Here is an 18,933-nt window from a genome sequence, read left to right on the forward strand (position 1 = left end):
CAACAGCCAAATTTTAAAAAGCACGGGGCATATGATACGATAAATGAAGCGATTAAACGATAGCGGGGGATTGGAAAATGGATGAACGCGCAATCGAAACGATCGAGATGGAGCTGGCGATTCTCATCCGTCGGGCGACTTCCGCAGGGCGCAATCTGGGCACCCTGGACCGGTCCGCCTATTTGCTGCTGAACCAGATCGCCTCGCACAGCCGCGCCGGCGTGAAGACGCTGGCGGACGAATTTCATCTGGATATCTCGACGGTAAGCCGGCAGACGGCGGCTCTCGAACAGAAAGGCTATGTGACGCGAATCCCCGATCCGGACGACGGGCGAGCCTATGTGCTGGAAATGACCGAGCTTGGCGCCAAAGAGCTGGAGGAGTGCAGGCAAGCCCGCTTCGTCCGCTTCCGCGAGCTGCTGAAAGACTGGCCCGAAGCGGATCGGGCAGCTTTCGGACGGCTGCTCCACCGGTTCAACCGGACATTCAGTTAAGCTTCCGTCCATTCGCGCCGCCCTCCCTCCCGACCAGCTCAGCCGCCAGCCGCAAGTCCTCGACGAAAGCTTTCATCAGCACGGGCCTGCGTCTGACGGCAAGGGGATGGTAAGAAACGACGACCGGGATGCCGTTATAGTCGTGCCGTCTCCCCCTGAAGCTCTTCACATCGGCCTCCATATCCGGAAACAGCGTCTCCACGACCGTGTTGCCGAGACCGAGCAGCAGCCGCGGCTTCTTCTCCCCGAGCTGAAGCTGCAGATAAGGCGCGCACGCCGCGCGCGCCGCCGGCTTGTCGTACGCCCGCACCGGGCGGCACTTGAGCAGGTAGCTCACATAGACGAGCCCGGGCGCGAGACCGGCCTCCCGCAGGCCGAGCTGCAGCGTCTCGCGGGTGCCGCATACGAACGCCCGGCCTTCCCGATCCTCACGCGCGCCCGGATTGTCCAGCAGCACGAACAGCGGCGCCGAGGGGCTGCCCTCGCCCCACACCACCCGCTTCCGGTGCCGGGACAGCTCGCATCGCCCGCAAACCGCCGCATGCGGCGGGGGCGCTTCCTCCTCCCATATTTCCGGTATGAAATCCGTCATGCAGCGTCTGCCCCTTTCGCCAGAAAACGCGCCTGGCCGCCCGCTTCGAAGGCGGGCGGCCAATGTTAGGCTGTCCATATTTACGTGAAGGCTATACGCTCAAAGGAGATTACAGCAATAAGGCGACGCCCGATACGAAAATCAGGCTGAACAAAATCGATTCGAATTTTTGAGGGGATACCCTCAGGTTGATCTTATGCCCGATATAACCGCCCAGCAGGACGAGCGGCAGCACATAAACGACGTTAAGCCAGCCGCTGCCCCCGATCGAGCCCACCAGGGCGAAATAGACGATTTTAATGGCGTCCATCACCGTCAAGAGCAGCATCAGCGTGCCGATATATTTCACTTTCGGCAGCTTGATCAGGATGAAATAGATCGTCAGCACGATACCCGCGGCGTTGATCAGCGCGCCGATCAGGCCGGCGGCCAGCCCCCAGCCGATTTGGACGGGCAGCGCGTCCCACACGTCTAGGCGGGAATTCGCCTCCCTATTTTTCAGAAAAATGACGTATAACGAGAACAGGATCGTCAGCAGGCCGATCGTTCGCTTCAGCAGGTCCGGTGAAATCGCGTGCGACCACAGGAGACCGGCGACCGTGCCGACAGCCGCGGAAGGCAGCAGCCGGAGCGATAACGCCGAGTCCCACTTCTTCCAATACAGCCGTATGCCGTCCACGTCGGTAATAAGCAGGATCGGAGTCATCATTGCGACAGCGGCGGCCGGCGGCATGAAGAGCGACAGGATCGGGGTGATGAAGGCTCCGGCGCCGACGCCGAAGCCGTTTTTGAGCAGGCCGGCCAGCAGGGCCGAGCCGCCCAGCAGGCCGAAAAATAACGGGATCGGTAGTGTCATGCCATCCCGATCCATTCGTTGTTCAGGACATGCGATCCGCCGTCGCCCGCCTGATCGACCGTGAACTGGTAGCGGTTCCCTTTGTACAGCACCTTCACGCTTTCGATCGGCAGCCCCCGGTCGCTGTAAATGACGCCGGTGCTCATCATCAGGGGAGAGCCTTCCGGCACGGTCAGCCACTTCGCTTCCAGTTCCGTCGCCGGCACGGCCTGGTAGGTTTGCCTGGCCCGCGTCGCGACAATGCCGCAGTCGCGGGACAGCGTTTCGAACAGCGGCGTCTGCTCCAGGTCGCGGTCAAGCAGGTTCGGATGCAGGCTGACCGCGATATAGGAGCAGCGAATCGCAAGCGGCTCCTCGTCGCCGTACCGGACGCGGATGATTTCGTACACCTCGGCATCCGGCTCGATGCCAAGCTCCGCGCTCAGCTTCCGGGTCGCCGGCATCGTGCCTTTCCGCATCAGCACGGCCCGTTCCTTCATGCCGGACATTTTCATCTGCTCCGCGAACGTAATAAACCGGTTCGCATTCGTATTCATCGGCTTGGCGGTCACGAAGGTGCCGATTCCCCGTTTGACCGTCAGCCGCCCTTCCTGCATCAGCTCGGACAGCGCCTGCCTGACGGTGGGCCGGCTGATGCCGAACTCCTGGACGAACTGGAGCTCGGGCGGGATCTGCTGGCCCACCTGATAGATGTTGTTGTCGATCCGCTCCTGAATGATTTCCTTCAGCTGAATATATAACGGCGTCGGACCGTTTTTAAGTTCCATAGGCTCCCTCCATTCGCGGACGGCGGCGGACGCTACATCATTTTTCGTTCCACCATCCGGAACATAATATCAAACAGATAACCGAGCACGCCGATGACGACCATGCCGGCAATGACAATGTCCGACCGCAAAATTTCCATACCGTCGATAATCATATAGCCGAGACCCGATTTCGAAGCGACCATTTCCGCCGCGATAATGGCCATCCAGGCGCTACCGAAGGAAATACGGAGGCCGGTTGCGATCGTCGGCAGCGCGGCCGGAATGCATACCTTGAACGTCATCTGCAGCGGCGAGCAGCCGAACGATTTCGCCGCCCGCAGCAGCGTCGGGTTCACTTCCTGAACGCCGGAAATCGTGTTGAGCAGAATCGGAAAAATACTGGCGATCATAATGACGAACAGCTTGCCCGACAGCCCGATACCGAACCACAAAATCGCGAGCGGTATCCAGGCCAGCGGGGAAATCGGCCGGATGATTTCGATAAAAGGCCGGATCAGCTTCTCCAGCCAGGCGACTCTGCCCATGAGGACGCCGAGCGGGACGGCGATGATCGCCGAGAGAATCCAGGCGGTCAGAATGCGTCCCAGACTCGCCGCCGTATGCTCGATCAGAAGTCCTTTATGAAACAAATCCGCCAGCGTCTTGCCGACGACGGCCGGCCCCGGCAGCAGGGTCGCGTTATTCGACATCATCGACGCCAGCTGCCAGACGCCGAGAATGACGGCGACCGTTACGGCCAGTCCCCCCGCTTTCTTGAACCCGCGGAGAAACGGCAGCCATTTCCGGCGTTCCCACACAACCGGCATTTCTTCGACGCCGGTTGCATTCGTATTTTCCATAAGTCCCGCTCCCACCTTTCACATTACATCCATTCGAAAAATTGTTCAATGCGCTTCAAATCCCGGGTTTCCCCCAAAATGGCGATCAATTGGATCCTGGCCTTCACCGCGTTCAAGCCATGACCGAGAATTGCCCCGGCCGCTGCCAGCTTCGACACCGATCCGGGATAGCCGTATACCGAATCGACCCAGCCGCCCTGACACCTCGATGTGATCACGACGGGCTTGCCCGCCGCGTGCTGCCGAGCGATCCATTCCTCCATCCATACCTGCCCGTTGCCGACGCCCGTTCCCTCGATGACGAAGCCGTCGTATTTCGCGAGCGGCAGGTCATCCAGGTTCTCGCCGATGCCGCATTTCACGATAAACACCCGTGCGTCCAAATGGTCCGGTTTGCAGTGCCGCCGCAGCAAAGGCTGGTAAAAAAACACGACGCGGTCGTTCAGGATTGCGCCGATCGGTCCTTTGCCGGGAGCGTCGAACGCTTTGACATGGAAGCTGTGCGTCTTGACGGCATCCATGGCGGCATAGATCTCGTTCGCTAACACGACGAGCACGCCTTTGCCCCTGGCCGCCCGGCTGCCGGCGACGACGATCGCCTGAAGCAGGTTCGCCGCCCCGTCGGGACCGGCCTCTCCCGCATGGCGCATCGCCCCCGTGACCGCGACGGGCGCCTGCAGATCGAGCAGCAGGTCCAGCAAATAAGCCGTCTCCTCCATGACGTCCGTTCCCTGCACGACGACGTAGCCGTCGTAGCTCCCGACCGCTTCCAGCGATTCAATCCTTTTGGCAATCTCGCGAAAATGATTCGGGGTGAGCTGCGCGCCGCCGATCCGCCCATAATCGATCACGTCGACCTCGCACGGCAGCAAACGCTTCGGAATCGTGGCGAGCAGCTGCTTTCCGTCCAGCGAAGGCACCGCCTTGCCCGTGACCGGATCGAGATCCATCGAGATCGTTCCGCCTGTCGCGATGAGCGCTACCCTGCTCATGCCGGCCGTTCCCCGGCTCGCTGCGCACTCATGATTTCATAATGAAGAAGCGACTTGATCCGCCGTTCGTACTCGACGAATTCGGTCGAGGTGGTATCCCGGGGTCTCGGCAGCTCGACGGGTACGATTTCCTTGATTTTGCCCGGGTTGGCTTTCATGACGACAATGCGGTCGGCCAAAAACACCGCTTCGTCAATTCCATGGGTCACGAACAGAATCGTCCGCCGCTCCTTCTGCCAGATCGCGATGAGCTCCTCCTGCAGCGCGGAGCGCGTCTGCGCGTCCAATGCGCCGAACGGTTCGTCCATCAGGATGACCTCGGTCTCCATCGCGAGCGCACGGGCGATGCCCACGCGCTGCTTCATCCCCCCGGACAGCTGGCTTGGCTTGCGGTCCCGGAAGGCGGACAGCCCGACCATCTGCATGTAATGCTCGGCCGTTTCCTTCGCGAGCTTATCCGGCAGCTTTTTCACCTTCAGCGGAAACTGAATATTATCCTGAACCGTCAGCCACGGGAACAGGGCATGCTCCTGAAAAACGATGCTCACCTTCTCGTGGAACGCGCCCACTTCATGGAGCGGCTGCCCGCCGAAGCGGATTTCGCCGGAGGTCAGCTTCTGCTGCTTGCCGACGCTGAACAGCAGCGTGCTTTTTCCGCAGCCGGACGGGCCGAGCAGGCAGACGAATTCGCCTTTTTGGATTTGCAGGGAAACGTCGGATAGCGCCGTGAACGGGCCGTTGTTGGTCGGAAACGTCACATTGGCGCGGTTCACCTCGATTACGGGTTGTTCCATCTCTCGTTCATCCTCCTGTCTTGTCCACGGTCAGCCTGCGTCCGCCGTTAAAATATGTTCCCCCAGGAACTTGTCGACGTCGGCGATTTGGGTGACCCCGTATTGGTTCAGCATTTCGATATAAGGCTTCAGCGCCTGGGCATCGGGTTTGATATCCTCCACGAAAATCGACATCTTGTTATCGAGCGAAAATTTGATGATGTTCGGGTCCAGCCCGATCGCATCGCTCCATAAAGCCGGAAGCTCATCCGGATGCGCCACGATATAGCCGTTGGCTTTCTCGATCGCTTTCACGATATCCTGCGTCAGCTCCGGATACTGCTTGGCGAAATCCCGTTTGACCACGACGCCTTCGCCGAGGTAGTGCCCCTCTTTGAGCGGCATGATTTGCTCTGCGCGGACCAAAATTTTTCCGGCTCCGCTCTGCACCGCTTTTGTCGTATGGGGATCCCAGGCGATGAACGCCGAAATTTCTTTGTTTGCAAGCGCGGTTGCCATGTTGGACGCATCCATCGAGATGAGATTGATGTCGTCCTCCTTCATGCCCGCTTTCTCAAGCGCCTTGAGCATGAGCGGGTACTGCTGGGAGCCTTTCCCCGGGAACCCGACAGTCTTGCCCTTCAAATCGGCCAGGGACGTAACGGAAGGACCGGCGATAACGGCGGTTTGCTCCAAAATATCGATCGCGGTCAGCAGGCTGTCCGCTTTATCCATGCCCACGATGGCCGGCGCCATGCCGTATTGCGCCCAGCTCAGCTCGCCCGCCGCCAGGGCGCTGTTCTCCGGTCCGCCGGAATCGAATTTGACGAATTCGATCTTCGTCTTGTATTTCGTTTCGATTTCCTTGAAGAATCCCTCTTTCTCGGCGATATACGGCGGCTGCAGGGAAGGCTGCACGCCGAACTTGATGACCTTCGGCGCTTTAGGGCCGCTCGCGGCTGTATTTTTTGTGTCAGAATTCGTGACATCCCCCGTTGTTTCTTTCTTGCCGCATGCGGTTAACACAAGCGTTAAAACGATAATTCCGATCCATAGCTGTCTTTTCATCGATGGCCCACTCTCCTTTTGCTCAAATTATACGGTTGTAATGACATCCTGTCAACGATTATATGTTATGTTTTCTAACAAACCATATCGGATTCGGCGGAAGGTACGTGGAAGCGGATATCATCCGACAGCTTCTTTCTTTCCCCATGACGGGCTGGCTTCTCATGTTGTTGAAATGCTTTTACTAGCTTTACAGCTTTGCAGCTCGTTCGTTGGAGAACCAAAAAAGGATCCGCCGCAGCGGATCCTTCGTTTACATCGTTTTCTATTTGAACCGGCGCTTTAAATCGCCGACGATTCCTGCCGCTGCAGCTGCTGGCTCCGCTGCTGCTTGCCGCTCCGTTTGCGCGCCCTCGCCTTCAGCCGCCAGATCACAAGGCCGGTCACCATCAGCACGAGCGGCATCATGCCGAATGCGAACGTGATCAGCTGCACCGTCAAGCCGCCCCAGACGGCAAAATGAAGATCCTTTCTCCATGTGTTGTACAAATTGATCGCCAAATTCGGATTCGTCTTATACCGCACTTCGCCGTTCGAAGCGTCCAGATAGATCGTGCTGTTGATGCGGTCCGAGGTGCCGAAGCCTTCCCGCAGCCCGACCTGATACGTGTCGCCCGGTTTCTGCGGCAGTTGGATCCGGATCGGCCGGCTGTCCGGATGCGATTTGCGGACGATATCGACGATCCGGTCAACGGGCAGGACCGTATCCGCCCGGGCAGATTGCATGGCCGATTTGGGGATTTCCTCCCGGGCATTGAAGCCGACCCATCCCGGGATCGATTTCTCGAACGCATTCAGCAAGCCGGTCAGCGAGGCGAGCAGCAGCACCGGAATCGAAATGATCCCGATCGTTTTATGCAGGCTCATATTATGCATCAGACGGCCGCGGCTTCGCACGATGCGGAAGCCAAGCGCCATTTTCTTGATGCCGGGCCACCATAAATAGATGCCGGTCGCCAGGATGAGCAGCAGGCCGCCGCCGAGCAAGCCGACGAAGGAGGCGGCGTTTTGCTTGCCGATGACGGTCGTCAGCAGAAAATAGCGGTGCAAATTATAAATCGTGGCGAACGGCTCGCGGCGATCCTCCGCCACCTGCCCGAATACGGCTCCCGTTCCGGGATCGGCGTATACGACCCGTTCGTCCTTGCCGTCTTTTTCAAGATGAACATGGTAGAACCCGTCCCTATCGGGCCACTCGATCAGGCTTGTCTTAAAATCCGGATGAAGCGCATCGGCCCGCTGCTGAATCGCAGCCGGCCCTACGTCGCCCGGCGACGGCTTCTGCCCGATCGGATACAGCAATTTCTCCACATCGGGCTCAATCAGTACCAGGCTCCCCGTCGTACAAGTGACGACTATAAACAGCCCCAGCGTCAAACTGAGAAACAAGTGAATCGTTAATATGATTTTGCGCATGCACGAACTCCCCCGACAGCTTGATCATGCGGCACTACATGATATTGATACTCATTCTCAATTATTGCCGCGATTACAATGATAATCATTATCAGTTGGGCTGTCAACCTATTTTTACAAGCTGTAGTTCCGTGGGAGACATGAGCATCGTTCTGCTCCGAACGATCTGATTCTTCGTACCAATGCCGTTTAATACGAATCGTACCAACTTAAAGTGAAAATGGGCCGGCTCCCTAGGGTAATTCGCCCCTGGCTCCGGCCCTGCCTTATAGACGCTGCTTCATACTGACCGCACCGGAAATCTCCGCAGCGTTCGAAAATATCCGGCGCTTGCTCCGCCAGAAATCGCGGAGCGTACACCGGCGCCGCCGGTGCCGCTACTGAGCCGTCCAGCCGCCATCGACCAGCAGCACCGTGCCCGTCACCATGCCCCCCGCCGGGGACGCCAAATAAATGACGGCTCCCGCAACATCCTCAATTCCGGCGACTTTGGCCGCCGGGATCCGGTCGAGCACGCCCTGCAAATACTGCGGGTCGTCCAGCCGCTCGGCCGTCCCCGGCGTATACGTGAATGTCGGTCCGACGGCATTGACGTTGACGCCGCGCGCCGACCATTCGAGCGCCAAGACCCGCGTCAGCTGGTTGACGCCGCCTTTCGACGCGCAGTATACGGCGTGGTCGCGGATGCCGACGACACTTGCCTGCGAGCTCATATTGATAATCCGGCCGTATCCCTGATCGAGCATAATCAAGCCTGCGGCCTGGCAGCAGAAGAACAGCCCCTTCAGGTTGACGTTCATCATCGTATCCCAGTCCGCTTCCGTTACTTCCGTTGCGGGATGATTGGCCCCGAGACCCGCGTTGTTGACGAGAATATCGATGCGGCCGTGGTCCTGCGCGATTTGGTTCATGACCGCTTTAATCTGCGGCACGTCGGATACGTCAAGCCGGACGGCGTATGCCCTGCCGCCTTCCGCGCGAATTTCTTCGCACAGCTCCTCAAGCGGGGCCAGACTGCGAGCCGCCGTCACGACGGTTGCGCCCGCATGCGCGAGCGCCTTGGCCAGTCCGTAACCGATGCCCATGCTGGCCCCGGTCACGACGGCGATTTTTCCGGTTAAATCAAAGCTTGGATACATGTTCGCACTCCTTTAAACAAGAAAATTTGAGACGAGACGGTCACGCAGCGATTCTCCTTCTACATTCAAGAGAGGCGGCCGCACCTCCTCCTCGATTGCGCAGATTCCCCGTTTGAACTAGAATGATGGAGAAGAAAAAATTGGGACGAGGGAGGAACGATCGATGACCATTGAGCGAATCACCGATTGTACGGTATTGAACAACGGCGTGCGTATGCCCTGGCTTGGGCTTGGCGTATGGCAGGTTGAAGAAGGCGAGGAAGTCATTCGCTCCGTGCAGCATGCGCTGGAGGCCGGCTACCGTTCGATCGATACCGCGGCGGGATACCGGAACGAAGCCGGCGTCGGAACCGCGATCAAGCAGAGCGGCATTCAGCGCGAGGAGCTGTTCGTCACCACGAAGCTGGCGAACCACGACCAAGGGTACGAATCCACGCTCCGCGCGTTCGAAGAAAGCCGGCGCAAGCTGGGCCTCGATTATGTCGACCTGTACCTGATCCATTGGCCCGGCAAGGACAAATACAAGGAAACCTGGAAAGCGTTCGAAAAGCTGCATAAAGACGGCTATATTCGCGCCATTGGCGTCAGCAATTTCAAGGTTCACCATCTGGAAAGCCTCCGGCAGGGCAGCGATACGATTCCCGCCGTCAATCAGGTGGAGTTTCATCCGCTGCTGAACCAGCAGGAGCTGCTGCAGTACTGCCGGCAGAACGGCATCCAGCTGGAAGCGTGGAGCCCGCTCATGCAGGGAAAGCTGGATCAGCCGCTCATCGCCGATCTGGCCGCGAAATACGGGAAGACGCCGGCCCAAATCATTCTCCGCTGGGATCTGCAGCACGAGATCGTGACGATTCCGAAATCGGTGCGTCAGGCGCGCATTCAGGAGAATGCCGGCGTATTCGATTTTACCCTCTCGGACGAAGATATGAAAGCGCTCGACGGCTTGAATCAGAACCGCCGGTTCGGCCCCGACCCGGATCAGCTCCTGTTCTAAGCGGACAGGGAACGTGAGAAAAGGCAATTCGGACTCATTGCGAGAACCGGATTGCCTTTTTTTGCTGCCGCCGCCCCGTTTCCCCCGATTTCTCTGTATTTTAAACCGGGCAGCAGGTATAATTTTGTCTGGGAATCCATTCTGGAACAAAGGGCGTGCTTCGATTGGAACAAACGAGCGCTTTACTCGAGACCCTGCTGCAGCAGGAGAACGATTTACAGTTTTCGGAATTTACGAATAATACCGCCTACAAGGTCGGGACCGCCATTGTGGAGAAGGCATTCCGGGAAGATAAGTCCGTCGCGGTCAATATCCGGATGAACGGCGAGCTGCTGTTTTATGCGAGAATGAACGGCACAACGGACAACAACGACTCCTGGATCGCGCGAAAAAACAATACGGTCGGCCACTTTAAGCACAGCTCTTATTACATGCACGTACTGCTGAAATCGACCGGCTCGAATGTCGAAGCGCATAATCTCGATCCCAAGGATTACGCGGCCGAGGGCGGCGCTTTTCCCCTCATCCTGAAGAACGAAGGCATCGTCGGCACCATCTCCGTCTCCGGCCTGCCCGGCGAGGAGGACCACGCCATTATCGTCGGCGCGCTGCGCGAGATTTTGAACGGGTAGTGCCGCAGGGAAGCGCCGAAAGTGCCTTTATCAAGAAGGACAGGCTGACGCCGCTTTTTGGCAGAGGAACAATAGCGAAAAGTTAACCTTTCGTGCAGATGACAGAAGAACCTTTTCCAAGCGGCCGGGAAAGGTTCTTCGTTTTTGCCCCGGGCCGTTTCTCCAAAACGCGCCTGCCTCGCCCGATTTGAGAAACGTTCGACATTTCAGTAAACTGGTGCTATTGAAGAGGAGGAGGCAGCATGACCGACACGGCAGCAACAATGGAAATCGGAATCAGCACCTTTTTGGAGACGACGCCGGACCCGGTAACGGGAAAGGTGATCAGCCAGGCCGAACGGCTGCGCGAGGCGGTCGAGGAAATCGCGCTCGCCGACCAGGTTGGCCTCGACGTTTACGGGATCGGCGAGCATCACCGGCCCGATTATGCAGGCTCTGCGCCCGCCGTCGTGCTCGCGGCTGCAGCAGCCATGACGAAACGGATCCGGCTGACGAGCGCCGTGACCGTGCTTTCTTCGGACGATCCGGTACGCGTCTATCAGGCGTTCGCGACCCTGGACAGCATCTCGAACGGGCGGGCCGAAATCATGGCCGGCCGGGGATCGTTCATCGAGTCTTTCCCGCTGTTCGGCTACAGCCTGGACGACTATGATGAACTGTTCGAGGAGAAGCTCGAGCTGCTGCTGAAAATCCGGGCTTCGGAGAAGGTGACGTGGCGCGGCGGTCATCGCCCCGCCATTCCGGAGCTCGGCGTGTATCCCCGCTCCGTGCAGCAGCCCCTTCCGGTCTGGATCGCAACCGGCGGGAGCCCGGAATCCGCCATCCGGGCGGGCATGCTGGGCCTGCCGGTGGCGTTTGCCATCATCGGCGGCATGCCGGAGCGGTTCGCCCCGCTCGTCGCCTTGTACAAGAAGGCGGCGCAGCAGGCCGGGCACGATCCCGCCAAGCTGCAAATCGCGACGCATTCGCACGGTTTCGTCGGGGATACGACCGAGCAGGCCGCCGAGCTTTTTTTCGCGCCGACGCAGGCGCAGATGAACGTCATCGGGCGCGAGCGGGGCTGGGGACAGGCCTATACTCGGGCGACCTATGACGAAGCCCGCAGCCTGCGGGGCGCGCTGTATGTCGGCGACCCGGAATATGTAGCCGAGAAAATTTTGCTCCTGCGCCGCCATTTGGGGGTGACCCGCTTCTTCCTCCACGTCAACGTCGGCACGATGCCGCACCGCGACGTCATGCGCGCTATCGAGCTGCTCGGCACGCGGGTCGCGCCGATCGTGCGCCTGGAAATCGCCCGGTCCGAAGCGAAGGAATAAACGAAGGGGATGCGTTAAGCCGTGTGACAGCGACTTTAGGCATCCCCTTCTCGGTTTGAACCTTACGGTTTGGAAGCGTTCAAAAATTCCCGGTTCACGATGTTGCGTTCCGCCCCGTTCAGAAAGCTGTCGATATTGGCGATCAGCTCCTCCAGGTTGGCGTCCCGCGCCGTATCCGTATACCATGCCGTCCCGGGAGTGAGAACAACGTTGTCCAGCGCGTACAAGGGGTTATCCCGTACCGTCGACACATCGTCCAGGCCGGCTCCGGCAATACGCCGGTCCCGGAGAAGCGCATACAGTTCATTTTCATCGACCAGTCCGGCACGGGACGTATTGACGAAGAACGCCGACGGTTTCATCAGCGCCAGCAGCTTCTTCGAGAGCAGGCCTTTGGTCTCCCGGTTCGAAGGCGCATGCAGGGTTACGATATCGCTTTCCTTCATCAACGCCGGGAGCTCAACCCGCTCGATGCCGGGTAACGACCGGCCGGAACGATTCGTGCCGATGACCTTCATGCCGAAGCCTGCCGCGATTTTGGCCGCCGCTTGACCGATCCGGCCGGTGCCGATGACGCCGAAGGTTTTCCCGGCCAGCTGACAGCCCAGAAAAGGACCATACAGATGGCTTTCGCCGCGTCTCACCGCCGCGTCCGCCTCCCCTAACCGGCGATTGACCGCCAGCAACAAGGCAAATACGTGCTCCGCCACTGACTCCGCGGAATACGCCGGGCAGTTTGATACCGGTATGCCCGCGGCTCCCGCCGCTTCGCAATCGACCAAATCATACGCGGTCATCACCAGCGCAATATACCGGAGCCTGGAGATGCGCTTCAGCATCCGGGCCGTAATCGGCGTCCATTCCACAATCGCCAGATCCGCGCCGGACAGCCGCCGTACCGCCGTCTCCTCATCCGGCCGGTCATAGTAAACCTCGAATTCCCCCCTCTCCTCCATCCGCCTTACGAACGAGTCCGGCAAGTAGGTCGGTTCATCCACGTAGACGATTTTCATCGGATGGCAAGCCCATCCATCAAGATCGGACACGCCTTCCAGAACGTTTCGGCATCCCGGGACAGCGCAATGCGAATGAAGCGCTCGCCCGCCACATGATCAGCCCAATAGAAGTGGTCGCCGGGCAGCGTCCCGAGTCCGAGGTCAAGCAGCTTCTCCACCAAATCGACGCTGCGCAGGTCCGGGTCCAAAATCCGCAGCCACTCCACGCTGATCGTCGAGGCCGGATATTCCACCCTTAAGCACGAGCCCTGAATCGCTTCCCTCAGCCGCCGCCGGTTCCGGTCGATCGGCTCCCAGATGGCCGCAGCCAGCCCGGCATCCGCGGAATCCTTCAAATACTCGATCAAGAGCTTCAAAATAAACGGCGATACGTTCAGCAAAATATCGTTGTGCAAATCGAGAATGCCGTCGTACAAATCCGCGCTCGCCGCCAAGATGCTGCATTTCAGATCCTGCGTCGGCCACGTTTTGCCGGTGTCCTCCACGATTAGGTAGCTGATCCCCGATTGTTCCAGCGCCTCGTACAGATCCCAGTGAGGATTCCGGGAAAAGAAACGGAACGTGCAGTCCACAATCAGCATTTTGCCGTAACGTCCGCACAGCTCGATCACTTGGTGAATCGCCTCGCGCGGCAGTTCGAATCCCGTCGGATTGTTCGGCAGCGTCAAAAAGACGGCGTCCGCATTCAGCTTCGCAAACGTATCGTCCAGCCGCTCCGGCGCCAGCTCCGGCTCGGACAGCGGAACGAGCGGCACATCCCTCCTGCGCAAAATGGTTGCCAAATTATCGAAGCAGGGATGCAGCAGCGCGACGCTAAGCTGACGGGAAGCCAAATAGGTTGCGATCAGGTCCGTCGATAACGAAGCCGAATAACAGAACAGCGTTCTCGTCAGCGAAGCCGCCGAATGCTGCCCCGCCAAGGCGTAGTAGCGGGCGCGAAACTCCTCCTCCAGGTCGGACTGCCGCGCGGTTTCCGCTTCGTAAAACCATTCGGGCAGCCGGCTGACGATTTTCCGCTGGGTCGCGGTTTGCGGTTGGTGCGCATGGCCGTCGGCCATGTTGAATACACGGTTGATGCCGATCGATTCGTATCTTGTCAAATTGGGCAGCCGCATAGACGAATTCCCCCGCCTGTCTTATAAGATAATGGTGTTTCCGCTGAAGCACAGCTACCATACCTTATACGATAACTGTCCCTGGCGCCACTTCACACGGCCGGATATTCTTGAATTTGGGTTTTGGCCCATTCCGTGCATGTTAGCCTATCATAGACTACCTTACAGAGCCGGAACTATCAAAGGAGGGTTCGCATGACAAGCCGTAAACGCTCCATTATCGCCGTCACGGGAAGCGCGGGAAAAACGACGACCAAAGAGATGATCGCTTCCGTACTGGGCGTGCGGTGGCGCATCGTCAAAACGCAATCGAACTGGAACCAGCCGCGCGCAACGGCGCGCAGCGCCAAACGGATCAAGCCCTATCACCGCGCCGCGGTGCTGGAATACGGGATGCTGAGGAACGGCCAAATCCGGGCGCATTGCAAGGCGCTTCAGCCTACGATCGGCGTCATTACGAATGTGGGAACCGCGCATATCGGGAACGTGGGCAACCGGGTGGAGGGCATCGCGAAGGCGAAATCCGAGCTGATCCGGTACATGAAGCCAAGCGGGCTGCTTGTGTTGAACGCGGACGACCGGAATTCCCGGCTGCTCGCGTACCGGAATTTTAAAGGCCGGCTCGTCAAGGTCGGCATCCGCAACCGGGCCGATTACCGGGCGCACGGCATTACGGCGGGCCGCCGGGGGGTGCGTTTTCGGGTCAAGCTGGACGGGAAAGACGAGGCGTTTGCGATCCCCTGTCTCGGGGAGCACAATGTCTATAATGCGCTGAATGCGATCGCGGTCACGCACCGTCTCGGGTTTAAAGCGGGCGAGATCCGAAAGGGGCTGGCGAGGTATCCGGTCCCCTACCGAAGGCTGGTCCGGACGGAGCTGCCGCGCGCCATTACGCTGATCGACGACACCTTCAGCTCCAACCCGACGGCGACCAAGGCGGCGCTGGACGTGCTCGCCCAGGCCGGTCGCAGCCGGACCTATGCGGTTGTCGGGCATATGAAGGATTTGGGCCGCTATTCGGCCAAAGGTCACAAGGATGTCGGCGCGTACGCCGCACGGAAGAAGGTTTCGAGGCTGTATGCAATCGGGAAGCATGCCCGTTATATCGTACATGGAGCCCGTGCGGCCGGATTGCCCGCCGGCCGGATCCGGCTGTTTCAAACCCGGGAAGGGCTGCATCGGGCCTTGATCGCCGATATCAAGCCGGGCGCGGCGATTCTGGTGAAAGGAACGCACCTCTTAAAGCTCGAGCGTACCGTCGCGTTTCTGAAAAAGCGTTTATCCGCCAAGATAAAATAACGGCTGCCGCATCCTCCGGTCGAACGTTTGCGCAAAAGTCTATATGTCCGTAAGCGTAAAGACAGGCGGTATCGGCCGGTGATGCCGCGGCTTCCGCTGCTGCCTGAGATCACAGTGACGTCTTGATGACTCAGTCCATCAACTTGTATATCCCGTTCGGAAGCCCGCTTCGTTCATTTACGAACGTACGGGCTTCATGTTTTTCTTGCCCTCATTTGCATTCCGGTTTGCGTTAGCATTGCGGCCCGCGTTGGCATTCCTTGCCGCGCTTGCATTTCGGTTTGCGTTACCGTTACGGCCTGCATTGGCATTCCTTGCCGTGCTTGCATTTCGGCTCGCGCTTTCATTGCGGCCCGCGTTGGCATTCCGGTTTGCGTCTGCATTCCGATTCGCGCTGCGATTCGGATTCGCGCTGCGGCCGTCGTTCCGGCTCGCATTTCGGTTCGAGTTTGAAGCCGGTGCCGCTTCCGACATGGACGGCTGCGCCGATGCCGCCATCGGGTAAGGATGATGCTGAACGACCGGAACCTTCTTCCTCGTCACCTTTTCGATATCCTTCAAATACGGCAGCTCTTCGCTCTCGCAGAAGGAGACGGCAACCCCGCTGTGTCCCGCCCGCCCGGTCCGGCCGATGCGGTGCACGTACGTTTCCGGGATATTCGGAAGGTTGAAGTTGATCACATGCGACAGCTCGTCGATGTCAATGCCTCTCGCCGCAATGTCCGTCGCCACCAGCACGCGCGTCGCGCCGCTCTTGAAATTGTTCAAGGCCGCCTGGCGCGCATTCTGAGACTTGTCCCCGTGGATGGCCTGGGCGGAGATGTTCATCCTCGTCAGCCCGCGGGCGACGCGGTCCGCTCCGTGTTTCGTGCGGGTGAATACCAGCGCCGACTCGATCGAGGCGTCCTGCAGCAGATGACCCAGCAGACGCTGCTTGTTTTCCTTATCGACAAAATAAACCGACTGTTCAATCCGGTCCACCGTCGTCGCTGCGGGTGTAATTTCGACTTTCACCGGATTGACCAGCAGCGACGAGACGAGGCTGGAAATTTCCGGCGGCATCGTGGCGGAGAAAAACAGCGTCTGCCGCTTGACCGGCAGCTTCGCGATAATGCGCTTCACTTCATGGATAAAGCCCATGTCGAGCATCCGGTCGGCCTCGTCCAGCACCAGAATTTGGACATGCTGCAGGTCGACCAGCTTTTGGTTCACGAGATCCATCAGCCGGCCCGGCGTGGCGATCAGCACATCCGTGCCCTGCGCCAGCGACTGCTCCTGCGCTTTCTGCGATACGCCGCCGACGATGGAGACGCAGCGCAGCTCCGTAAACCGGCTGTATGCCTTCATGTTCTCCCAGATCTGAATTGCGAGCTCCCGGGTCGGCGTCAAAATCAGGGAGCGAATGCGGCGCGGCGCCTGCCGCTGCTGTGCGGTTAACAGCTGAATAATGGGCAGCGCGAATGCGGCCGTTTTGCCCGTGCCGGTTTGCGCGCAGCCGAGCAGGTCCCGGCCGGACAATACGGCCGGAATCGCCTGCTCCTGAATCGGGGTCGGCGACGTATAGTTTTCCTTGTCCAGCGCTTTAAGAATAGGCGGAATGAGGTTCAGTTCTTTAAAGGTCATAGCGTCTCCTTATGCTTGCAATTGGGTTCGATTTTATCCGCTTTCCGGTTACATCATGACGAATAAGGATACCACAAATCGCCGGATAAATGAAGGGGTTTACGGGTCTCTATCTGTGGATAGAGATTTTTTGCATGCCGATTTATAACCGGGGCTGGTCGTTTCCCGGGGGCAAACGAAGTAAGCTTTACTTATCAAGCCGGAAAGAATTTCAGGAAGGATGTCGATCACATGCACGTTCAAGCCGAAAAAAATTTGAAGAAGGATGCTGATCACATGTTCGTTCAAGCCGAATCGCGGCCCCGCTCGCGCGATGTACGGAAAAGACAGGTCCCGAGCCTTGCCGTCAACTGGATCGCTCCGTTCATCGTGTATCACTTGCTGAGCGGTCATTTTGTCGCCGATACATATCCGCTTGCCATTGCCGGCTGCATCCCGGTCGTCTGGGTAATCATCATGATGGCGAAATCGCGTAAAGCGGACTGGATCGGCATCATCGGTATCGCAGGCTTCGCCGTTTCCTTGGCCGTGTCACTGCTCAGCGGCGGCGGTTCCCTGCCGATCAAGCTGGCCCACCCCCTGATAACCGGAGCGGCAGGGCTTCTCTTTCTCATTTCGTCAGCAGTCGGTAAACCTTTGCTCATTCCTATGCTTCGAGCATCGAAGCAAGGAGACCCGCGGCGATTGGACCAGCCTGAGGTTTATCGCAGGATCAGCTCCAAGAATGTATGGCTCGGTGCCGTGCTTGCGGCCGATGCCGCGATAAACGTCGGGATGGCGCTGACGCTGCCGACAAGCACGTTCATGGTCGCCTCGCAAATCGTCTCGCTGGCCCTGGTCGCTTTCATCTTCCTCATATTGCGGCGCAGGACCCGGAGTCGTTAACAGGTTACCGTTCAAACAAAAAGGGCACCCATCGGTGCCCTTCGCTGCGCGCAGGCCGGAAATTCAAAACGGAGGCGAATAAACGAAGCTGCTGCTGGCTTCGTCGAGCGCGCTCAGCACATCCTCGGACAGCTCGAGATCGACCGCCTTCAGATTTTCGTCAATCTGCGACTCGCGAGTCGCGCCGGCGATGACGGTGCTGACCGCAGGACGATGCATCAGCCAGGCGAGCGAGAGCGCCGTAGCCGACGTACCGAGCTCCGCGGCGATTTTTGCCACTTGATCGCCTAGCTCTACCCGCGCGGCGTTCACCCGGTTCGAAAAGTTCGGGTTCATGTCGAGCTGCGACCCGCTCGGCACGGCGCCGCCCGAATATTTGCCCGTCAGAATACCCCCTGCCAGCGGAAAATAAGGAATGATGCCGATACCCTGATCGACGCAGAACGGAACGAGCTCCCGCTCCACGCCCCGGTCGGCCAGCGAATAGCCGGGCTGCACCGACACGAATTTATTGAGGTGCTGGCTTTCGCTGATAGCCAGCGATTTCATTAGTTGCCAGGCGGCATAATTGGACGCGCCCACATATCTCACTTTTCCGGAAGTGATCAGATCGTCAAGCGCGCGGAGCGTCTCCTCCAGCGGCGTCTTCGGGTCGAACGCATGAATCTGGTACAAGTCGATATAATCCGTGCGCAGACGGCGCAGGCTTCCTTCGAGCTCCTTCAGAATATGCTGCCGCGAAGCGCCTCTCGTATTCGGGCCTTCTCCCCGCTTGATGCCGACCTTGGTCGCCAGCAGCACCTCGTGGCGGCGGCCTTCGAACGCTTCGCCGATAATTTCCTCCGACTTCGTACCCGTATAAATATTGGCGGTGTCAATGAACGTAATCCCGCTGTCCGCCGCGTGATGCAGCACCCGAATCGACGTCTCCTTGTCCGCACGTCCGCCGAACGCATTCGTCCCCAGTCCGAGCACCGACACTTCCAAACCGCTTGTCCCCAAATTCCGGTAGCGCATGTCCAAATCCCTCCAATGCTTGGTTTTCTCCAGTATTATAACATGGAACTTTGAAAGAAACTGTCGAAATAAGGCCAAGCCGCCCGCCCTGCAGCCT

General features: G+C 58.8%; 19 protein-coding genes. 6 read left to right on the plus strand and 13 right to left on the minus strand.

Going from position 1 to position 18,933, the window contains the following annotated elements; translation table 11 throughout:
- Nucleotides 1-77: 77 nt before the first annotated feature.
- Entirely contained in the window at nt 78-494 is a 417-nt protein-coding gene (locus tag PD282_RS26780) for a MarR family winged helix-turn-helix transcriptional regulator (RefSeq protein ID WP_274654820.1), read from the plus strand.
- On the opposite strand, the gene PD282_RS26785 is transcribed toward PD282_RS26780, so the two are convergent.
- From PD282_RS26785 to PD282_RS26825, 9 genes are all read right to left on the minus strand, one after another.
- Nucleotides 487-1,086 carry a uracil-DNA glycosylase gene (locus PD282_RS26785; protein ID WP_274654822.1) on the minus strand — a complete coding sequence of 200 codons (600 nt, stop codon included), beginning with the start codon at nt 1,084-1,086 and terminating at the stop codon, nt 487-489. The genes PD282_RS26780 and PD282_RS26785 overlap by 8 nt on opposite strands.
- A gap of 109 nt (nt 1,087-1,195) precedes the next feature.
- Nucleotides 1,196-1,942 (minus strand): sulfite exporter TauE/SafE family protein, encoded by a 747-nt coding sequence (locus tag PD282_RS26790; protein WP_274654823.1) that lies wholly within the window; start codon nt 1,940-1,942, stop codon nt 1,196-1,198.
- Entirely contained in the window at nt 1,939-2,709 is a 771-nt protein-coding gene (locus PD282_RS26795) for a GntR family transcriptional regulator (RefSeq protein WP_274654825.1), read from the minus strand. The genes PD282_RS26790 and PD282_RS26795 overlap by 4 nt, the downstream gene beginning before the upstream one ends.
- 32 nt (nt 2,710-2,741) lie before the next feature.
- Nucleotides 2,742-3,551 carry an ABC transporter permease gene (locus PD282_RS26800; protein ID WP_274654827.1) on the minus strand — a complete coding sequence of 270 codons (810 nt, stop codon included), beginning with the start codon at nt 3,549-3,551 and terminating at the stop codon, nt 2,742-2,744.
- Between the two features lie 23 nt (nt 3,552-3,574).
- Complete coding sequence (locus PD282_RS26805; protein ID WP_274654829.1) at nt 3,575-4,543, minus strand: asparaginase; 969 nt, start codon at nt 4,541-4,543, stop codon at nt 3,575-3,577.
- On the minus strand, nt 4,540-5,337 hold the full coding sequence (locus PD282_RS26810; protein WP_274654831.1) for an ABC transporter ATP-binding protein: 798 nt from the start codon (nt 5,335-5,337) through the stop codon (nt 4,540-4,542). The genes PD282_RS26805 and PD282_RS26810 overlap by 4 nt, the downstream gene beginning before the upstream one ends.
- A 30-nt stretch (nt 5,338-5,367) precedes the next feature.
- Nucleotides 5,368-6,384, minus strand: a complete 1,017-nt coding sequence (locus tag PD282_RS26815; protein WP_274654833.1) for an ABC transporter substrate-binding protein — start codon at nt 6,382-6,384, stop codon at nt 5,368-5,370.
- Between the two features lie 282 nt (nt 6,385-6,666).
- On the minus strand, nt 6,667-7,800 hold the full coding sequence (locus PD282_RS26820) for a PepSY-associated TM helix domain-containing protein (protein ID WP_274654835.1): 1,134 nt from the start codon (nt 7,798-7,800) through the stop codon (nt 6,667-6,669).
- A 377-nt stretch (nt 7,801-8,177) separates the two neighbouring features.
- Complete coding sequence (locus PD282_RS26825) at nt 8,178-8,939, minus strand: SDR family NAD(P)-dependent oxidoreductase (RefSeq protein WP_274654836.1); 762 nt, start codon at nt 8,937-8,939, stop codon at nt 8,178-8,180.
- A gap of 163 nt (nt 8,940-9,102) precedes the next feature.
- Between PD282_RS26825 and PD282_RS26830 the strand changes: the two genes are divergently transcribed.
- From PD282_RS26830 to PD282_RS26840, 3 genes are all read left to right on the plus strand, one after another.
- Complete coding sequence (locus PD282_RS26830; protein WP_274654838.1) at nt 9,103-9,933, plus strand: aldo/keto reductase; 831 nt, start codon at nt 9,103-9,105, stop codon at nt 9,931-9,933.
- Between the two features lie 164 nt (nt 9,934-10,097).
- Nucleotides 10,098-10,565 carry a heme-degrading domain-containing protein gene (locus tag PD282_RS26835; RefSeq protein WP_274654840.1) on the plus strand — a complete coding sequence of 156 codons (468 nt, stop codon included), beginning with the start codon at nt 10,098-10,100 and terminating at the stop codon, nt 10,563-10,565.
- Nucleotides 10,566-10,807: 242 nt separating this feature from the next.
- A complete protein-coding gene (locus PD282_RS26840) occupies nt 10,808-11,881 on the plus strand; it encodes an LLM class flavin-dependent oxidoreductase (protein ID WP_274654842.1) in 1,074 nt (357 codons plus the stop codon).
- A 62-nt stretch (nt 11,882-11,943) separates the two neighbouring features.
- Here PD282_RS26840 and PD282_RS26845 read toward each other — a convergent pair whose 3' ends face one another.
- Together PD282_RS26845 and PD282_RS26850 are read right to left on the minus strand one after the other, a co-directional pair.
- The gene (locus PD282_RS26845; protein WP_274654844.1) at nt 11,944-12,894 is read right to left on the minus strand and encodes a 2-hydroxyacid dehydrogenase; all 951 of its coding nucleotides are present in this window, start codon (nt 12,892-12,894) and stop codon (nt 11,944-11,946) included.
- Nucleotides 12,891-14,012, minus strand: a complete 1,122-nt coding sequence (locus PD282_RS26850) for an aminotransferase class I/II-fold pyridoxal phosphate-dependent enzyme (protein WP_274654846.1) — start codon at nt 14,010-14,012, stop codon at nt 12,891-12,893. Before PD282_RS26850 ends, PD282_RS26845 begins: the two co-directional genes overlap by 4 nt.
- A 195-nt stretch (nt 14,013-14,207) precedes the next feature.
- On the opposite strand from PD282_RS26850, the gene PD282_RS26855 reads away from it, so the two are divergent.
- On the plus strand, nt 14,208-15,311 hold the full coding sequence (locus PD282_RS26855; protein ID WP_274654848.1) for a UDP-N-acetylmuramoyl-tripeptide--D-alanyl-D-alanine ligase: 1,104 nt from the start codon (nt 14,208-14,210) through the stop codon (nt 15,309-15,311).
- A gap of 177 nt (nt 15,312-15,488) precedes the next feature.
- On the opposite strand, the gene PD282_RS26860 is transcribed toward PD282_RS26855, so the two are convergent.
- Entirely contained in the window at nt 15,489-16,934 is a 1,446-nt protein-coding gene (locus tag PD282_RS26860; RefSeq protein ID WP_274654850.1) for a DEAD/DEAH box helicase, read from the minus strand.
- A gap of 276 nt (nt 16,935-17,210) precedes the next feature.
- Between PD282_RS26860 and PD282_RS26865 the strand changes: the two genes are divergently transcribed.
- Nucleotides 17,211-17,819 (plus strand): VC0807 family protein, encoded by a 609-nt coding sequence (locus tag PD282_RS26865; protein ID WP_274654852.1) that lies wholly within the window; start codon nt 17,211-17,213, stop codon nt 17,817-17,819.
- A 63-nt stretch (nt 17,820-17,882) separates the two neighbouring features.
- On the opposite strand, the gene PD282_RS26870 is transcribed toward PD282_RS26865, so the two are convergent.
- Nucleotides 17,883-18,836 (minus strand): aldo/keto reductase, encoded by a 954-nt coding sequence (locus tag PD282_RS26870; RefSeq protein WP_274654853.1) that lies wholly within the window; start codon nt 18,834-18,836, stop codon nt 17,883-17,885.
- Between the last annotated feature and the right edge of the window lie 97 nt (nt 18,837-18,933).

The sequence above is a fragment of the Paenibacillus humicola genome, assembly GCF_028826105.1.
In the GTDB taxonomy this organism is placed as follows: domain Bacteria; phylum Bacillota; class Bacilli; order Paenibacillales; family Paenibacillaceae; genus Paenibacillus_Z; species Paenibacillus_Z humicola.